At 30.6% G+C, this 18,472-nt stretch carries 17 protein-coding genes; 2 read left to right on the top strand and 15 right to left on the bottom strand.

Translation table 11 applies throughout. From position 1 onward, the window contains the following. Positions 1-21: 21 nt before the first annotated feature. The 10 genes from EG240_RS04710 to EG240_RS04755 all read right to left on the bottom strand — a co-directional run bounded on the left by EG240_RS04710 (position 22) and on the right by EG240_RS04755 (position 10,872). Entirely contained in the window at positions 22-1,719 is a 1,698-nt protein-coding gene (locus EG240_RS04710) for a bifunctional alpha/beta hydrolase/class I SAM-dependent methyltransferase (protein ID WP_125017958.1), read from the bottom strand. Beyond that, on the bottom strand, positions 1,716-3,026 hold the full coding sequence (locus tag EG240_RS04715; RefSeq protein ID WP_125017960.1) for a phosphatase PAP2 family protein: 1,311 nt from the start codon (positions 3,024-3,026) through the stop codon (positions 1,716-1,718). Before EG240_RS04715 ends, EG240_RS04710 begins: the two co-directional genes overlap by 4 nt. Next, a complete protein-coding gene (locus tag EG240_RS04720) occupies positions 3,008-3,766 on the bottom strand; it encodes an SDR family NAD(P)-dependent oxidoreductase (RefSeq protein WP_125017962.1) in 759 nt (252 codons plus the stop codon). The genes EG240_RS04715 and EG240_RS04720 overlap by 19 nt, the downstream gene beginning before the upstream one ends. 7 nt (positions 3,767-3,773) lie before the next feature. After that, a complete protein-coding gene (locus EG240_RS04725; RefSeq protein ID WP_125017964.1) occupies positions 3,774-4,820 on the bottom strand; it encodes a patatin-like phospholipase family protein in 1,047 nt (348 codons plus the stop codon). A 3-nt stretch (positions 4,821-4,823) separates the two neighbouring features. After that, a complete protein-coding gene (locus EG240_RS04730; RefSeq protein WP_125017966.1) occupies positions 4,824-5,627 on the bottom strand; it encodes a phosphatidate cytidylyltransferase in 804 nt (267 codons plus the stop codon). Continuing rightward, entirely contained in the window at positions 5,620-6,219 is a 600-nt protein-coding gene (locus EG240_RS04735; RefSeq protein WP_125017968.1) for a CDP-alcohol phosphatidyltransferase family protein, read from the bottom strand. The genes EG240_RS04730 and EG240_RS04735 overlap by 8 nt, the downstream gene beginning before the upstream one ends. Positions 6,220-6,321: 102 nt before the next feature. Continuing rightward, complete coding sequence (locus EG240_RS04740; RefSeq protein WP_125017970.1) at positions 6,322-8,007, bottom strand: ABC transporter ATP-binding protein; 1,686 nt, start codon at positions 8,005-8,007, stop codon at positions 6,322-6,324. Between the two features lie 133 nt (positions 8,008-8,140). After that, on the bottom strand, positions 8,141-8,602 hold the full coding sequence (locus tag EG240_RS04745) for an OsmC family protein (protein ID WP_125017972.1): 462 nt from the start codon (positions 8,600-8,602) through the stop codon (positions 8,141-8,143). Between the two features lie 388 nt (positions 8,603-8,990). Then, positions 8,991-9,704: a 3'-5' exonuclease gene (locus EG240_RS04750; RefSeq protein WP_125017974.1), complete on the bottom strand. Its 714-nt coding sequence runs from the start codon at positions 9,702-9,704 to the stop codon at positions 8,991-8,993. A gap of 1 nt (position 9,705) precedes the next feature. Beyond that, on the bottom strand, positions 9,706-10,872 hold the full coding sequence (locus EG240_RS04755) for a serine hydrolase domain-containing protein (protein WP_125017976.1): 1,167 nt from the start codon (positions 10,870-10,872) through the stop codon (positions 9,706-9,708). Positions 10,873-11,077: 205 nt separating this feature from the next. On the opposite strand from EG240_RS04755, the gene EG240_RS04760 reads away from it, so the two are divergent. After that, the gene (locus EG240_RS04760; protein WP_125017978.1) at positions 11,078-12,457 is read left to right on the top strand and encodes a hypothetical protein; all 1,380 of its coding nucleotides are present in this window, start codon (positions 11,078-11,080) and stop codon (positions 12,455-12,457) included. Positions 12,458-12,536: 79 nt separating this feature from the next. On the opposite strand, the gene EG240_RS04765 is transcribed toward EG240_RS04760, so the two are convergent. The 3 genes from EG240_RS04765 to EG240_RS04775 form a co-directional block, all read right to left on the bottom strand. Further along, on the bottom strand, positions 12,537-14,138 hold the full coding sequence (locus EG240_RS04765; protein ID WP_125018105.1) for a fumarate hydratase: 1,602 nt from the start codon (positions 14,136-14,138) through the stop codon (positions 12,537-12,539). 119 nt (positions 14,139-14,257) lie between these two features. Then, positions 14,258-15,520, bottom strand: a complete 1,263-nt coding sequence (locus EG240_RS04770) for a Y-family DNA polymerase (RefSeq protein ID WP_125017980.1) — start codon at positions 15,518-15,520, stop codon at positions 14,258-14,260. Between the two features lie 3 nt (positions 15,521-15,523). Further along, positions 15,524-15,982, bottom strand: a complete 459-nt coding sequence (locus tag EG240_RS04775) for a LexA family protein (protein WP_235830332.1) — start codon at positions 15,980-15,982, stop codon at positions 15,524-15,526. 362 nt (positions 15,983-16,344) lie between these two features. Between EG240_RS04775 and rpe the strand changes: the two genes are divergently transcribed. After that, on the top strand, positions 16,345-17,007 hold the full coding sequence (rpe, locus tag EG240_RS04780) for a ribulose-phosphate 3-epimerase (RefSeq protein ID WP_125017984.1): 663 nt from the start codon (positions 16,345-16,347) through the stop codon (positions 17,005-17,007). A 198-nt stretch (positions 17,008-17,205) separates the two neighbouring features. Here rpe and EG240_RS04785 read toward each other — a convergent pair whose 3' ends face one another. Both EG240_RS04785 and EG240_RS04790 read right to left on the bottom strand, forming a co-directional pair. Then, positions 17,206-17,631 carry a CBS domain-containing protein gene (locus EG240_RS04785; protein ID WP_125018107.1) on the bottom strand — a complete coding sequence of 142 codons (426 nt, stop codon included), beginning with the start codon at positions 17,629-17,631 and terminating at the stop codon, positions 17,206-17,208. 61 nt (positions 17,632-17,692) lie between these two features. Further along, positions 17,693-18,466, bottom strand: coding sequence for a zinc-dependent peptidase (locus EG240_RS04790; protein ID WP_125017986.1), 774 nt, complete (start codon positions 18,464-18,466; stop codon positions 17,693-17,695). Positions 18,467-18,472 lie beyond the last annotated feature (6 nt).

The following is an 18,472-nucleotide window of genomic DNA, read 5'->3' on the forward strand; positions in this document are numbered from 1 at the left end:
TTAACACCAAATAGTTAAAAACTAAAAATTTAAATAAGCTAATGAAACCGTGAATATTCCAAAATCATCAATCAACATTTGTTGCTTCTCGATATTATTAAAAGCAAATAAACTATCCAGCTCTTTTTGTGAACGTCTTCTCATAATCCAATCTTTATTCTGATGATTGTTTAGAACGTACGCAATCATTTTCAATTGCGGATGCCAAGGTTGTCCCGTATAAACAATAACCGACTGTTTCTCAGAAATTGAAGCAACACCTTGAATGGCTTTATTTGCCAATTCGTTATCTCCAAAAAGCTCAAAAATTCCAGAAATTATGGTAATATTTGGTTCAAAATTAATTTTCTGATAAGTAAAAAAATCAAAACAATCGAAATTCGTAAAACGTATTTTTTGATATTTTTTATCTTTAATTACTTGCTCTCCTATCTCAATATTTGACGTAACAAATTCGTTAATCACAATTTCAACATCGGGATATTTATCTTTGATATCAAAAAGATAATTTCCTGTTCCACCAGCAATATCGAGAATTTTAACCGCTCTGCCTTCTTCTTTCAATTTGGATATACTTTTTTCTAAAAGCTGAATCAAATGTTGTTTACGGATACGAATTCCAGTCCAACCAATTGCTTCGAGATAATTTTTATCCATAATTTTTCCAAAACCTAATTTCCCTTTTGGTTTGTTTTGATATACATAATTTAAAGAAGCTCCAGAATCAAATCCATACTTTAATCCAATTGCCATTCCGTTGCTCATTTTCCCTAAGCTACTCAACATCATTTTTTGCATCTTGAAATTCAGATTATTCCCAACATTATTTTGCAAATCCTGAAATTCATTAACCGAAAATAAATCTTGAGAAAGCGATGGCTTTTTAGGAATTTTATCAAAACATTTTTCTGCAAAATCAACAATCATGTCATACACCTTTTCTCTTTCTGTATCGAATAAAATTCCGTGAAAGAAATTAGGCAAAACTTCAAAATGTTTAAGCTCCGTATCTAACTTTTCAAAAAACTGTTTTTGGTCTTTATTAAAAACAACATGGTCTTTTTCTGCAGCCAAAATCAAGGTAGGCGTATCAATTGCACATGCATCTTCAACAACTCGCTTTCCTGCTTTTGCCAAATCAATCAACAAAGCAGCATCGATAGAACGCGTAATTAACGAATCCGAATCATAAGCTTTTTGCTGCTCTAAATCATGAGTTAGCATTTTAGATTTTACATAACTTTTGATAATCAAACCTTTTTTTAATTTTGTTCCCAAAGTAATCATTTCGTTAGCTAAAGGAACAATTAAATTAATACGGAAAGCTGGAGCCAACAAAGCCATTCCTGCAATTTTTGGAGCAAAATCATGTACCCAAGCAGATGCAACAACACCTCCAATACTATTCGCTAGAACAAAAATATCATTGGTTTTTACTTCATACTTTTTATTTAAAAATTTAGAAAAAGCTTCTAAATCTCGAACATAATCCATAAAAACAGAAGATGTTGCCGTTTTGGTATAACCGTGTCCTCGAAGGTCAAATGCAAAAATATTATATTTAGAAAAAGGTTTTGATTGTGCAATTTCATTCAATCTTTCTGAATGTTCGTGACCCCGATGAATGATAATAATACTTTTTTGATTGGATTGAAAATTCCATTTACGATAAAATAATTCATTTCCGTCAAAACTTTTAAAAAAGCCCTCGTTTTTCATATGTTAACTTTTTTCATAAAATTGAATAAATAAGAATGAATGACAACGTATTTATTTCTACTTTTCACAATTATCAAAACTTCTTCTAAAGTTAAAGATAAAACTTTTTTCATTACCAAAATTCCAATTACAGAACTTCTCGTAAAACCCATCGTACAATGAATCAATATTTTATCGTTTGACTTACGTTGCTTATATTCAATAAAAATCTGATTGACTAAATTTTGAGTAGTGATTAAATCAAAAGTTCCAATATCTAAAAACGGAACAGAATGATATTTTTTATTAACTTTTAACTCTTTGATTTCCTCAAGTTCGGCAGACAAATCATAAACAATAATATTACATTCATCTTTATTGAATTCATTTAAATCGGATTGATTTAATCTCGATGAAACATACAAACCTGAAATTAATTCAACAGGTATTTTATTCTTTCGAAAAAACTTCCAGAAGAACCAATAAACAATCAAATACGGTAAATAAAAAAGTTTTTTTAGTAAAGGAATCGTTCCAAATTTATCTTTTAGAAAACGAGTTTGATTTTTTTGATAATGAAAACCAATAACGAAATTCATCAACGAAATCCAAAGGAAAATAAACCCAAAATCAGTTACAAATTGCTGAATTATTAATGCCAAAAAAGCAAAAATCCAAGCAAATAAAAAGTAAAAATTAGCAACTATAAAATTTCGAAATTGAAAATCATTCTTACGAAATGGAAAAATCACAAAAGTTAATTGAGCTAAAATAGCACCAGAAAAAACATCGATTAAATGATGTTGATAGGTTGTCAATGTAGAAATTCCTAATAGAATTAACCAAATGATGATATATCTTCTTCCACTTTTAAAATTTCTAAATACCGACCAAAAAACAAAAGCAAATGCAATGTGCAAGGATGGCGATTGATTGAAAGGCGAATCCATTTTTTGTAAAAACAGAAACGGAATTTCTAAAATCGAATTGTTTATTTCTGGTTTTGCAATTGAAAATTTCAAGGGAAATAACATAAAACAAATGCCACTAATCAAGATTATGAAAAGCATTCTTTTGGTTAAAACAATCAATTGTTCTTTGGTTTGAACGACAAAAAAAACAGCACAAAAAAAGATTCCACTTGTCATGTACGGAATAATACTCGAAGCTATAAAGGGAATATTTTTTTCTATTTCAAAAACAAAAGACGGAACATTTTCAAAACTTGCTGCATACCAAGCAGTAAAATTATAAACTATCGCAAAGACGATAGAACATAAAATTAATCCAAAAATTTTTTGCTTAATATTTATTTGCTTTTCATCCATTTCGCTTTTTTAAACATAATAACATTCAACAACGCAGAAGGCAAAACAGAAAGTGAAAGCATTAACCATTTCATTTTTGATGGAAAGATGACAAACTTTTTATCATTTTCAATTGCATTAAAAATGATATTAGTAGCTGTTTTTTCATCAACTAGAAATGGCTTTTTACTTAAATCATTAGCATTCAAATTTCTCAATTTCTGAGTATCTACATATCCTGGAGCGATGGTAATCACTGAAATTCCAAAAGGTTTTAAAGCCCGATGATATGCTTTTGCAATTTGAATAACAGCCCGTTTTGTTTTTGTATATAAACTTGAATTTTCATAATCCAAAATTCCAGAAACAGAAGCAATCACAGCAATTTTTCCAGATTGTTGATTTTTCATAATTTTACGAGCCACTTCAAAAGCATTTACTGTTCCTAAAACATTGGTTTGTAACATTTCTTCAGCCTGTTGATATGAAATAGAATCGGCAACATCTTCGGTATAACATCCTGCACAATTGATAAAAATATCTATTTTTTTTTCTTTAGAAATAAATGATTCAATAGTTTCGTGAAGTTGAATATAATTGGAAACATTGGTTTGAAAAACTTGAAAATTTGACTTTTGTGAATCTGAAATTTTTGAAATATCGCGACTGCAAATTCCCACAACAAAACCTTTTTCAAGATAAAGTTGCGCCAGAGAATATCCAATTCCTGAAGTTCCGCCAACAATAAAAACATGTTTCATATTCAAATTATTGATTATATGTTTTTAAACTTTTTATGGTTAGATTAAAACCATATTGCCATTGTTTTTCAATATCTTCTTTAAAACTTTGATAATTTTTCGGATATAAAAAATCAATTTGAAATCGTTTCCAATCGATATTTTTTTCTAAATAATGTCCTTTCAAATCCGACTTAATAGAACTCATATCAATTTGAAAATCAGGAAAAGCATTTTCAATTTCTTGCAATCTTTGATTTCCATCATAACCTAAAACAGAACGAACAAAAGCTAATTCGGTTTTACTATAAATCTGTTTTTTTTCATAAAAAATGTTATTCGAAAAACTTTTTGCAAGTTCAATCGGAATTAAATCAATCGCACCTCCAGCAAAATAACGATTGTCAAAAAAAGCAGGAGCAACATAAAACATATCCGAAATGGAAACCCGAGTACTTTCTAACATCGAAAATTTCGTTTCAATTTTAGGATTATTGTCGATGGTACTTTTTTTATAAATATCAGAAATTTCAAAAATTAATTCAGGATTAATTCGATTTTCAGTTTCAGAATCTGTAAAAAAGACCTTCCTATATAATTTTCTTTCATTTCGCTTTTTTGAAGTTTCAGAAGGATTAAATAGAATTTCTGAACCTACAATTACCGTTGGAATTTCTTGAGAAAATCTCACATTCTTTAAACTTGGAAAATAAACTGACAAATCTTGATTCATTTCAACCAAATATCTTGAGAAAACATCTTCGATAAATGGCGCATTTGTATTATTTCGAATTTTACTCAACGTTAAAAGTCCAATTTTGTGAAGCTTTCGAAAATTAGTAAGTTTTGTATTTGAAACAAATTGATAATATTCTTCCGATTGTACATATTGTTTTCTGGAAAAATTATCTGGAAAAGCATTAATTACTGTTGCTGCAAAAGCACCGCCACAAGAAGCAATAATCACATCTGGTTTTATTCCGAGCTTTTCAAGAGCAGCAAACATTCCGAGATAAACAACCAATCGAGTTCCTCCTCCAGAAAAAATTACGGCATTATTGAATTTTTGATTCATATTTTACAATTTTAAAACATAAGGTAAAATCCAAAAAAAGATGGGTGCGTTGAATACCAAACTATCCATTCTGTCTAACAAACCGCCGTGCCCGGGCAGAAGATTTCCTGTATCTTTTATGTTTGCTTTACGTTTTAAATAAGACATGAAAACATCTCCAAAAAAACCAAAAAGACCAATAATTAATCCTAAAATTGAATTAGTTATAATACTTGATTTTAATATTAAAAAACCTAAAATATTACATAAAACAATGGTTAAAAAAACACCTCCAAGAAAACCTTCAAGTGTTTTATTTGGACTTATTTTTGGAGTAATTTTATGTTTACCGAAAAACTTTCCCATTAAATATTGAAAAACATCATTTAATTCGGTGGTAACTACAATGACAATAATCAAATTTAATCCTTGTAAATTCGTTCGGATAAAATATAAAAACGGAAAAGAAAAAAGGCAAATTGCTAGTGCTAAACCAATATTGAAAATTTTAGAAAATGAAACTTTCGAAAATAAAAAGCAACTCAAAATAATCAACATCAATGCAGCATTACAAAGAAAAAATGCTTGAAAATCTAGGAAATTCAAAAACAGAAGTTGAGTAAATCCAACAAAAACGGAAATCATCAATCGATTTGTATCTACTTTGAACATTCTAAGAAATTCAAAAAAGCTTTGAAATATTAACCAAGAAACAAAAAAAGTCATTGCAATTGGATGTGAAATTCCAATCGCAAAAGCAATGATGATAAAAACCCACGTTTTAACTCTTATGGGAACATCTGCAAATTTGTTTTCGGATTTATTCATTCAGTACCTTTTTTAATCTGACAAAAGAGCTAATTAATAGAAGAATTATTAGAACTCCGAAAACATAATTAGAAATCGCCGAAATAGAAACACCAAAAAACATCAAAACTCCATATAAACCAAGGATTAAAGCTCTGTCACTTTTTCCCATCGGTCCATCATTTCGTCTTTCATTTCCAACAATTTTGCCAAGTAATCCGCAAAATTCATTTATCACACTCAAAACAATGAAAACAACTATTAGATATAAACTTTCTGGTTGGAATATCAATAATGGAAAAAAAATAATGACATCTGAAACAACATCTCCAATTTCATTTAAGACTTCACCTAATTTGCTTGTTTGATTGTAAGTTCTCGCCATCATTCCGTCAAGCGCATTCATTGCCATTCGAATTAATAATCCGATTGGCAAACTTAAAAATAACCATCTCGAACAAGTTGCGTTCCAAAATAAGAATCCAATCACAATCGAAAGTAAAATAGATGCGATTGTAATTTGGTTTGCAGTTATTTTATTTTTGTGAAAAAAAATCAAAATCGGCGTAAGTAATTGCTGAAATTTTGATTTAAATTTATATACAGAAATCATGCTGTTTTATTATATTAATCAAATATAACTAAAATAACACTTGGTTTTTATCTTAATATTCTAAAAACAAATTAAAAATTTAACACTTACAAACTATAGCAATTAAATCCCTTTCGGAATCGCATCAATTAATTTCTTGGTATAATCTTTCTGAGGATTCGAATAAATAATATCGGCATCTGCCATTTCCTCGATTTTCCCTTTATTCATCACAACAATTTGGTCTGACATATATTTTACAACAGCTAAATCGTGCGAAATAAAAATGTAAGTAAATCCAAAATTTTCTTTTAACTCATTCAATAAATTCAAAACCTGAGCTTGAACCGAAATATCTAAAGCTGAAACCGATTCGTCACAAACAATCAATTTTGGTTGAAGCGCAACCGTTCTTGCAATTCCGATTCGCTGACGTTGACCACCAGAAAATTCGTGCGGATAACGGTCAAAATACGATTCGTCTAAACCAACACGTTCTAGAATTTCAATTGTTTTTTGTTTACGTTCATTATCATTTTTATATAATTTATGAACTTGCATCGGTTCCATAATCGCTTTTCCGACAGTAATTCTAGGATTTAAAGACGCAAATGGATCTTGAAAAATAATCTGAATTTCTTTACGTAACGCTTTAATTTCTTTTGCTGGAAGTTTGGTTATATCAACTCCTTTATAATAAACAGCACCAGCAGTTGGTTTATCCAATTGAAGAATCGCATTTCCTAAAGTTGATTTTCCACAACCACTTTCACCAACCAATCCTAAAGTTTCGCCTTCATAGATTTTAAAACTTACATCGTTGACCGCTTTGAAACCTTTCTCTTTTCCGAATAACCCAACATTAGAAAAATATTCTTTTTCCAGATTTTTCACTTCCAATAAAGGCGGCTGACTATATAATTCTTCTAAATGATTTTGACGTTGTTCTGAAGTGATGATTTCGGTTTGCACCGAATCGTTTAAAAAATCTTGAATCGTAGCTAGACGTTTCAAACGAACATCCATCGAAGGACGAGAAGCAATCAAAGCTTGCGTATAAATATGTTTTGGATTTTTAAAGATTTCTTGACTCAAACCTTGTTCTACAATTTCTCCTTTAAACATAACCAAAACTCGATTTGCGATTTCAGAAATCAAAGATAAATCGTGAGAAATAAACAAAATACTCATTTGCGTTTCTGCTTGAATTTCTTTTAAAAGATGAATAATTTCTTTCTGAACCGTTACATCTAAAGCGGTTGTTGGTTCATCGGCGATTAGTAATTTTGGCTTGCAAGCCAATGCCATCGCAATCATTACACGTTGTTTTTGTCCGCCTGAAATTTGATGTGGATATTTATTAAAAATCTCTTCTGGATTCGGAAGTTTTACTTTTTCAAACAACGACAAAACTTCTGTTTTAATTTCTTTTTCAGAAAGTTTTGTATGTTCTTCAAGCATTTCGGCAACTTGCTTTCCGCATTTCATTGATGGATTTAACGAACTCATTGGTTCTTGAAAAATCATTGCCATTTGATTTCCACGTAATTTTCTGAAATCGTGTTGGGAAAAACGGGTAATATCTTGGTTATTGAAAATGATTTTTCCTTCCGAAATTTGAGAAACTTCTTTTGGTAATAATCCCATTAAAGCCAATGAAGTAACGGATTTACCAGAACCTGATTCACCAACAATTCCAACAATTTCGTTTTCATAAACACAGAATGAACTTCCTTTTATAACGGGATTCCATTCGTTATCACGCAAAAAAGAAATTACAACATTTTCGACCTCAATTAATTTATTCATCTATAAAAAATTACGAATCTAAATTAGTTCTATTTTATCAAAAATCATAAAAAAACTGCCTTTAAGGTGACTAATCTCAAAGGCAGTTCTAAAAAAACAAACTAAACACTATTTTATGTGCAAATACACAACATTATGCCACTTTTGGAACGTTGTAATCTTTGACAACCGTCATCACAACAGGCGTTGCGTTGGTTAGATTATCATAAATTGGACAACGTGCTTTTACTTCATCCATCCAAGATTTGATTTCTGTTAATGAAGCATTTGTAGAAGGTTTTATCACCACATCGATTGACTTGAAGCCAGCACGAGAACGGGTTTTTAAACCATCTGATTTTTTAGATTCAATCACTCCAGTAATTTCGACCTGAATTGATTTTAAATCAAAACTTTGTTCGGCAGCTACTTGATTACCAATCGCATTTATAGCTCCAGCAATACCAGCTAATAAAAATTCAAGAGGTCCATTTCCTTGGTCTGAAGTTGCCCCATTTAATTGATTGTTTATTTTGATGTTTAAGTCTTTTGATTTCACTATGAATTGCGAATCATTATTTGAAAAACCTAAAACTGATATATTTCTTAAACTCATTTTACTTTATAAAAAAAATCCTTTTGAAAAAGCTCAAAAGGATTGTATTAAACACTTAACTGATTAAATCACAACACATTTGAACATCACATTCGATATTTCGAACAATGCCACATCATCATAATATTTTTATTATTTTTTATCATAATTTTATTTTTAGTGCAAAAAAAAAATCCTCTACGTATGCAGAGGATTTTTTCGATTAGCTATATTTTAGATATTTATTTAGCACATACAAAACCTCTGTCGGTAAAAACCCACATATTCTTCATTGTATGATGTTTAATAAAATTCATTTTTCTCTTGTTATTTGATGTTACAAAGCTCTATAACATTTTTTAAAAATAGATAAAAAATCCAAGTTTTAACTTTTCTTTAACTTTTAAACTTATACAGAAATTACCTCATCATTTGTTAAAATAGGCAGTCTTTTAAACTTTAAAAGAACTTGAGCGACCGCAAGAACATCTTTTTCGCAATAGATAATTATTCTATCAATATCGTTTTCTACATAATAAATTTCTGCTACTTGACTTCCATCAATATCATCTTTTGGCGAAGAAATTCCTAAAATATGCGTTAATAATTTTAGAGCCGTAAAGTGTTTGTAATCGCCAAATTTCCATAATTCCATCGTATCCAAATGAGGAATTTCCCAAGGTTTTTTGCCAATTGAATTTAATTTATTTGGAATTTCAAGTCCGTGAATAATCATACGACGACCAATAAATGGTAAATCGAATTCTTTTATATTATGTCCGCATAAGACAACTTGAGGACTGTTAAAATGATTTTGCAAAAGATTCGTAAAATCTTGTAAAATCTTAATTTCATCACCAAAAAAAGAAGTCGTTCTAAATTGTCGAATGTCATTTTTAATAACAAAATATCCAACAGAAATACATACGATTTTACCAAACTCAGCCCAGATACCAGCCCGATGATAAAATTCCTCAGGAGAAACATCTTCTTTACGCTGATAAGCTGTTTTGTCAGCAAAAAGTGATTGCGTAGTTTCATCTAATTCATTGAATTTATGAACTTCTGGAACTGTTTCAATATCTAAAAAAAGAATATTTTGTAGGTGGATTTTGTCTAACATTTTACTTCTGATTAATCATTTTTTGTGCTTCATCAATATAAATATAAAAATCTTCGCTGTGTGGGTCAGTTTTGGTTTGTAAACCTTTTAAATGTCCTAATCGAACAATTATCAAATCATCTTCTGGTATCACAATTACAAACTGTCCTAAATGACCACGCATATAATAAATTTGTTTGTTCTGATAATTTGATAACCACCAACCGTAACCATATTGCGGACTTTCAGTAAAACGAGGATTTATTGATTTTTGAATAAATTCTTCAGAAAGAATTTGTTCTCCATTCCAATTTCCATTTTGTCTAAACAACTTTCCGAATTTCGCAAAATCTCTTGCGTTACTAGCAATACAACAATACGCTTTTTCGATTCCATCACCTTCGTGGTCAAGTTGCCAAAGCGCATCTTGCTCCATTCCCATCGGCTGCCAAAAATACTTTGAAACAAAATCTGACAATTTCATATTCGTAGCTTTTTCAAGAACCATTGCCAATAATTGTGTATCGCCACTTTGATAAATAAATTCCTGTCCTGGCTTTTTATCGACACCTAAACTTAACATCAATTCACGAATATCCTTCTTAAAATATGCTTGAGATGTTAAAGAAGTTGGACCGTAATAATCTTCAACCCAACTGTGACCAGAAGCCATTGAAGACAAATCTCCAACCGTCAAATCCTTTGCATATTGACCTTTTAATTTTGGAAGATAATCGATTACCTTAGCATCAAGATTTGGAATCATTTTCAAATCAATCGCTTTCCCTAAAGCAGAAGAAACGATACTTTTTGCCATAGAAAACGAATTGGTCTTAGCCGTTTCGCTTCCAATATCATAATAACTTTCGTGCCAAATGCTATCTCCTTTAATGATTAAAAATGAAGTAGTTCCTAAATCTTTATTAGTTTGATTTAATTTTTCAGTTGTTGGAACTTTGTTATAACCTTTGGAAATCTTCCAAGGTTGAGCGGTTCCTTTCTCAATAGTACGATTATCGAAATATTCATAATCCTCTAAAAAGGCAGTTTTGTGCCCTGTCAAATAGGTTACACGCACACCACGAACTAAATATCCATATCCGAAAATATATAAAAGCGCAATAATTATAGCTAATATAATTACAAACCACTTGATGATTTTTAATAAAATCTTAAAGATTTTTTTCATAACGATAAAGGTTAAAGTACTAAAGATAATAAAAAATTATTCATCATCTAACTGAAATAATTCATTTACGGTCACACCAAACATTTTGGACATTCTCAGAACTACCAGTCAAGTAATTTCCATTTAAATAATCAATTTTATTCAAGTACATAGAATTAAGAACAACTTTTGATTATTTTAGCAACTCATACTAAATCAGCATATTTTGAAAAATATTTTTCTATTATTTATCATTATAAATTCATTTTTATCCAATGCACAACTCAATAAAAGTGGAGATGTTATAAAATTGAACGAACTTATTTCATTAAAAAAGACCGAAAAAGGTTACGTTTTTATTGGCTCTAATGGCAAAATTTCAAAAGAATATACGTATGTATATCTTAAAGACTATGGAATTATTGAAACGAATATTGTTACTCCTTTTGACCCAAAAGCAATAATTTTTAGAGAATCTACAAATAGATGTTATGTAAATGGCAATTCAAATCGTAGAAATTATCATGTTTTTGAATTGATGAAAGAATTAGGTACAATAGATGATTATCATTTTGAAAGAGAATTAACTTTCAGTAATATAAGAGACGGTTTATCAGGTGATTATGGATGGATTTCACAAAATGAAAAATACGCAATGGCAAATCCACAAGGAGTGTTTGTTACTGAACCGAAGTATGATAGGCCTAGTTGGTTTGACGAAAGGGAAAGCCCTTATGGCTTTTACCGTGATCGAAAATTACTTTTTAATCAACGAACAAAAAAAGGTAAAAAAGTTACTGTTATATTAGATAAATTTACTGGGAAAGAAGTGTTTGCTACAAAAGATAGCATTGTGAAATACTGGAATGCAGAAAATTACTTGATAAAAAAATCTAATAATAAATACTATCTTGTCTATAAATCTAAAAAGCAAAAAGTTCCTAAAGAGTTTATCAATTTAGATGGATTGCCTATCGAAAGTTCAATTTTCACGAATGTAAAAGCCAGAAAAAATGCTCTTTTTATGGATATAAATGGAGAAAAAATAAAAAGTGACTTAATACCGTTGACGAATTTTTATAAAGGATATGGTATCGTTTTAGAAAAGATTTTGGAAGAACAAGAATTTAATTATTATGGAGAACCATTGTATCGCAAGGAAACAAACACAGTTAAAATTATAAATGAACAATTTGAAACCATAAAAATATTAGAAACTTTCGAGCAAAGAGAACATTTAGAATCTAATAGATATAACGATTATTTTAATGATTACGGACAGATTATTGTTTCTAATCGGAAAAAATCGTTTGTTATGGATTATATGGGAAATACCATTTTTAAGATTGATAAAAAAGATACCAAAATTGAAGAAATTTACAAAGGAATATATGAAGTAAGCGATTATGAAAGAATTTATTCAAATTTTTACAATCAAAAAGGAGAAAAGCTAATCAATCAAAAACTTCTGAATATGTACAGATTTGATAATTTTAAGTTTAAGGAAGGAATAAATGAAAATTATTTTACATTATATAATCACCCAAATTTCCCATTGATTAAACTAAATAAAAACAATGACATAATTTTTTCAGAGTATCAATAAAAACTTTCATAACAAAAAGCCCTATAAAGTTTTCACCTTATAGAGCTTGTGATTTTATGTCTAAAACTAATTATTTAGATTATAAATTTTGGAAGAAATCATTTCCTTTATCGTCAGTGATAATGAATGCAGGGAAGTTTTTAACTGTAATTTTACGAACGGCTTCCATTCCTAATTCATCAAAATCAACTACTTCAACTTTTAAGATATTATCTTGAGCTAAGATTGCTGCTGGCCCACCAATTGATCCTAAATAGAAACCTCCATGTTTTGCACAAGCATCTGTAACCTGTTGTGAACGATTTCCTTTTGCTAACATAATCATAGATCCGCCAGCTGCTTGGAATTGGTCAACATAAGAATCCATACGTCCGGCAGTTGTTGGCCCGAATGAACCTGAAGCCATTCCGTCTGGAGTTTTAGCAGGACCTGCGTAATATACTGGGTGGTTTTTGAAATAATCTGGCATTCCTAAACCATTATCTAACATTTCTTTGATTTTAGCGTGAGCGATATCACGAGCAACAATCACCGTTCCGTTTAACATTAAACGAGTTTTGATTGGATGTTTCGTTAACTCAGCTAAGATACTTTCCATTGGTTGATCTAAATCAATCTCAACTGGAGCTTCTAAATGTGGAGCCGATTCTGGTAATAAACGAGCTGGATTTGTTTCTAATTGCTCAACAAAAATTCCTTCCGAAGTGATTTTTCCTTTGATATTTCTATCAGCAGAACAAGAAACTCCCAAACCAACTGGACAAGAAGCAGCGTGACGAGGTAAACGAATTACACGAACATCGTGCACTAAATATTTCCCTCCAAATTGAGCTCCAACTCCAGATTCCTGGCAAATTTGTTTGATTCTTTCTTCCCAAACTAAATCGCGGAAAGCTTGACCAGCCATATTTCCTGTAGTAGGTAAATTATCGTAATATCCAGCAGATGCTTTTTTCACAGTTGCCAAAGTAGCTTCTGCAGAAGTTCCACCGATTACTAAAGCTAAATGGTAAGGAGGACAAGCAGCCGTTCCTAAATCCATAATTTTAGCTTTAACGAAAGCTTCTAATGATTTTTCGTTTAATAGCGATTTTGTTTGTTGGTATAAGAATGTTTTGTTTGCAGAACCTCCACCTTTTGCTAAGAATAAAAATTCGTAAGAATTTCCTTTTTTAGAATAGATATCGATTTGCGCAGGTAAGTTTGAGCCTGAGTTTTTCTCTTCGAACATTGAAATTGGAACGATTTGAGAATAACGTAAGTTTTTGTTCACATACGTATTAAAAATACCTTTTGATAAAGCTTCAGCATCATCAGCTCCGGTATAAACGTTTTCACCTTTTTTACCCATAACAATTGCAGTTCCGGTATCTTGACAAGAAGGTAATTCACCGTTTACAGCAACCGCAGCATTTTGTAATAAATTGTAAGCTACAAAACGATCGTTATCTGTTGCTTCTGGATCATCAATAATCGCACGTAATTTTTCTAAATGCGAGGTACGTAACATAAAAGAAACATCAGACATCGCCACTTCAGCTAACAATTCTAATCCTTTTGGATCAACTGTTAAGATTTCGCGATCACCTAATTTTTCAACTTTTACGTAATCTGAAGATATTTTGCGATATTGTGTATCGTCTTTTTGAATAGGAAATGAATCCTGATATATAAAATCGATCATTTTAATTTAGTTTGTGTAAGACATACAAATTTACAAAATCAAAAATCATTAATGATTTAGAACTTGTCTAAATTATCTGAATTTAACAAAAGTTATGAATTTAATTCAAATTAGAATTAAACCTTCACATTAATCAAATCTTTAATATCTGTTGTATAGGATTTGGACAAATAGGCACGTTTCATTACCCAAGTTTCACCTAAAGATTGCGAACCTAATCTAATTTTATTATCGCGATATTTTTTATTCAGAATATCCATCACTTTCATAATCGGACGATGTTTGATGTACTGATCTTCGGTAAACAAATCCATTTGACGATCGGTTTCTGGTACGATTCCGCCAATTACGATTCCAGCTTTTTTATATAAAAATCCGTCTAAATAAATTTTACTCAAAGCTAATTTTGCCGCCTTACTCCACTCGATTGCCGAATTGGTTGGCGTGGGCAAACTCACCGTAAACTGATTTACATATTGTTGTTGTCCTTCTTTTTTGGTATTGGTTCGAATAAAAACGGTTAACAAAGAAGCACACGATTTTTGACTTCGAAGTTTTTCACTTCCGTGAACTGCAAAAGTTGCAATCCGTTCTTCCAATTCTTCTTGAGTTTTACAAACTTTAGCAAAAGTTCTACTGACACCAATGTTTTTTCTGGTTTTAGGAAGTTCTAAATCCAACTGTGGAATTCCACGTAATTCATACAACATACGAACACCAACCACACCCATTTCTTTACGAACCAAAGATTCTGGAAGTTGCGAAAATTCCCAAGCGGTTTTAATTCCTTTAGCTAAAAAACGTTTTTCTAACTGACGACCAATTCCCCAAACATCACCAATTTTCATCCATTTTAATGCTTTTTGAATTTTCTCGTCCGAATCTAAAACATAAACGTGATTGGTTTGAGTTGGATATTTTTTAGCAATTCGGTTCGCAATTTTAGACAAGGTTTTAGTTGGCGCAATTCCGATTGATGTTGGAATTCCGATTCCTTGTTTTACAAAAGCACGTAAATTTTCGCAATGTTTTTTTAAATCGATATTTTGATAAGAAGAAAAATCCATAAACGCTTCATCTATCGAATATACTTCTACATCGTTACAATAACGACGAATGATATTCATAATTCGATTACTTAAATCGCCATATAAAATAAAGTTTGCAGAAAACAACTGAATTTGATGTTGTTTAAAAGCTTCTTCATATTCAAACGCAACAGCGCCCATCGGAATGCCGCAAGTTTTAGCTTCTTCAGAACGTGCGATTACACAACCATCATTATTACTTAAAACACAAATTGGTTTCCCGTTTAAATGCGGTTGAAAAACACGTTCGCACGAGGCGTAAAAATTATTGCAATCTAATAGTGCGAACACGGCTTAATATTTAGTTATAGCATAAGTTAGAATTCCCCAAATTAGAAAATCGTTTTCTGGAGAAACTTCAATCGGAGAAAAATCAGCATTTTCTGGGCAAAGTAAAATCTTCTTGATTTCACCAGCTTCTTTAATAATTTCTAAACGTTTCAAAGTGAATTCACCATCGATATAACAAACTGCAATTTTTCCGTTTGAAGGTGCAATAGAACGATCTATCAAAATTAAATCGCCATCATAAATTCGCATATCTTGCATTGAACTTCCAGAAACACGAGCCAGAAAAGTGGTGTCTGGATCTTTGATTAACTCGCGATTTAAATCAATTGTATCGAAAATAAAATCTCCTGCGGGACTTGGAAATCCAGCTTTTACTCCTGCGTTTACTAGAGCAATTTCGTTGTTTTCGGAAGTTTCTAATCCGAATATTTCTAAATTTTCTGAAGCGTGAAGTGATTTCATTTGCATATCGAAAGTCTTATTAAGAACACAAAATTAGTCTAAAATAATGACAGAAGATGTCGCCAAAAAATAATTGTGAATATCTTTTTATTTGATTTTCGAATGATGATTGAAGAAGTATGAATCGTGTAAAACATCGGGATGTAATACAACAACGCCATTGTGTTAGGGATTGAAGCGACATCCTTTTTTGTTCGTTCTTGAACGAAACAAAAAAGATACAGCGGAAAGCCCGCCCGAAGGGAACACCCAAATAAAGATTATTATAAAAAAATAGCTGTTTTGAAATTAGGTTTTAAGAAAATTCTAAGATAAAAACAACCTGAAATATTTGTACCTTTGCAGAATATACAACACAACAAATGAAAAATACTTTAATCGCTCCGTCTGTGTTAGCCGCAGACTTTGCAAACCTTCAACGCGATGTTGAGATGATCAATAAAAGTGAAGCAGATTGGTTTCATATTGATATTATGGATGGTGTTTTTGTTCCGAATATTTCTTTTGGAATGCCAGTTTTAGCAGCCATTTCTAAACACGCAAAAAAAACAATCGATGTCCATTTAATGATTGTTGATCCGGACAGATACATTAAAACTTTTAAAGATTTAGGTGCTGATATTTTAACGGTTCATTACGAAGCCTGCAACCATTTACACCGTTCGTTACAAGCTATTAAGGCTGAAGGAATGAAAGCTGGGATTGCTATTAATCCGCACACAAACGTTGCTTTATTGGAAGATGTGATTAATGATGTTGATTTGGTTTGTATCATGAGTGTGAATCCTGGTTTTGGTGGTCAATCATTCATCGAAAACACATACAAAAAGGTAAAACAATTAAAGGAAATCATTGTTAGAAATAACGCAAATACTTTAATTGAAATCGATGGTGGCGTTACTAGTAAAAATGCAAAACAATTAGCCGAAGCTGGAGCTGATGTTTTGGTTGCTGGAAGTTTTGTTTTCAATGCAGAAAACCCAATTGAAACCATTGCTGATTTAAAGAAAATTACAACTTTATAAAATACAAAAAGGAGCTTCGATATTGAAGCTCCTTTTTTTTTCAATCTAACAAATTTGCATTTAAATCGCCCAAAATAAATACATGTCAGTTAAAAATCTACTAAAAAAAATTGAGTAAATTTTAATTTGAATTCAACAAAATACTAGAAAAAATATCTATTTATTCAATCGCCCAAAAGAATAAATAAAAAATCGTAATTACCCGTTAAATTGAGAAAGTAAAAACTTAATCAAATCGGTTGTAGATAAAATACCTACTAAATTTTTATCTTCATCAACAATTGGCAATGCTCTAAATTCACTTTCAGAGAATACCTTTGCTGCTGTTTTTACATAATCATAAAAATATAACGTTTCAACATTTTTGGTCATCACTTGTTCTAGCGTGAACATATTATAAACGGTTGAAACTACACATTCATCGTTATCATCCACATCTGGAATGGCAATTTTCAACATATCGGTATAACTTAACATACCTACAATCGAATTTCCAGAAACTACTGGAATGTGACGAATCTTATTTTCTTTAAATAATTTTTCTGCTTTTGTCAAAGAATCATTTATATTCAACTTAATCACATTTGAAGTCATTATGGCTGAAATCAAAATACGTTCTTTCATCATTATCATGTTTTGTTGGGTCAAATATATATTTATGGAATAAAAAAAAACATGACGAATATCATGTTTTTGAATTTATTTTTGGATGTTTAATCATACTTCCTGTTAAAAGATATAAATCAGGGAAAGTTTGCTTAAATATATTCGCTTTTTCGAAGAATAATTCAATCAAAACCGAAATTAATTCTAAACGATCCGTATATGCATATGTTCGTAAAAAATTAGATTGTTCTACAGAAAATCGATTCTCAGGTACAGAAAACCATTTTTGAATTCGTTGAAAAAACTTTTGAAAATTTTCAGCATTTGGATGTTTTGCATTTGTTTGTAACATTTCAAAACAAAGCGCATGCGTAAATTCATGTAACGCCACGTCCTTACCATCAGCATTGAAATAAATATCGCGTTCATATTCATCCAAAGCCAACATAATTACTTTCATTTTTGGATTAAAATGTCCGGTATGTGTTTCGTTTAAATGTGGAAAATATTGAGCCGTTGGATAAACAAGTATCGAATGAAACGTATTTACTAAATAATTCGTAAAACCTAAGGTCAACTTGATATAACTAGCCGCAATTGAAATTTTATGCGCATTGGTTAACTGTACATTTTCTTTTTCAACAAACTCGTATTGTCGTAAGAAATTCAAGATACGTTTGGCAAAATTTAATTTGAATTTATGAGGCAAAGAAACAAACTCAGGAAAAACCTTTAGAATATCGTTTGAAAACTGATAAATCAACTGTTCTTCGGTAATTTTTAAAACAAAATTTCCTTTAGGAGAATTTAATCGATAACGATCATAAAAATGTCTTGAACCAGAAAAAAACATATTTAA

Source organism: Paenimyroides tangerinum (assembly GCF_003865405.1).
Classification (GTDB): domain Bacteria; phylum Bacteroidota; class Bacteroidia; order Flavobacteriales; family Flavobacteriaceae; genus Flavobacterium; species Flavobacterium tangerinum.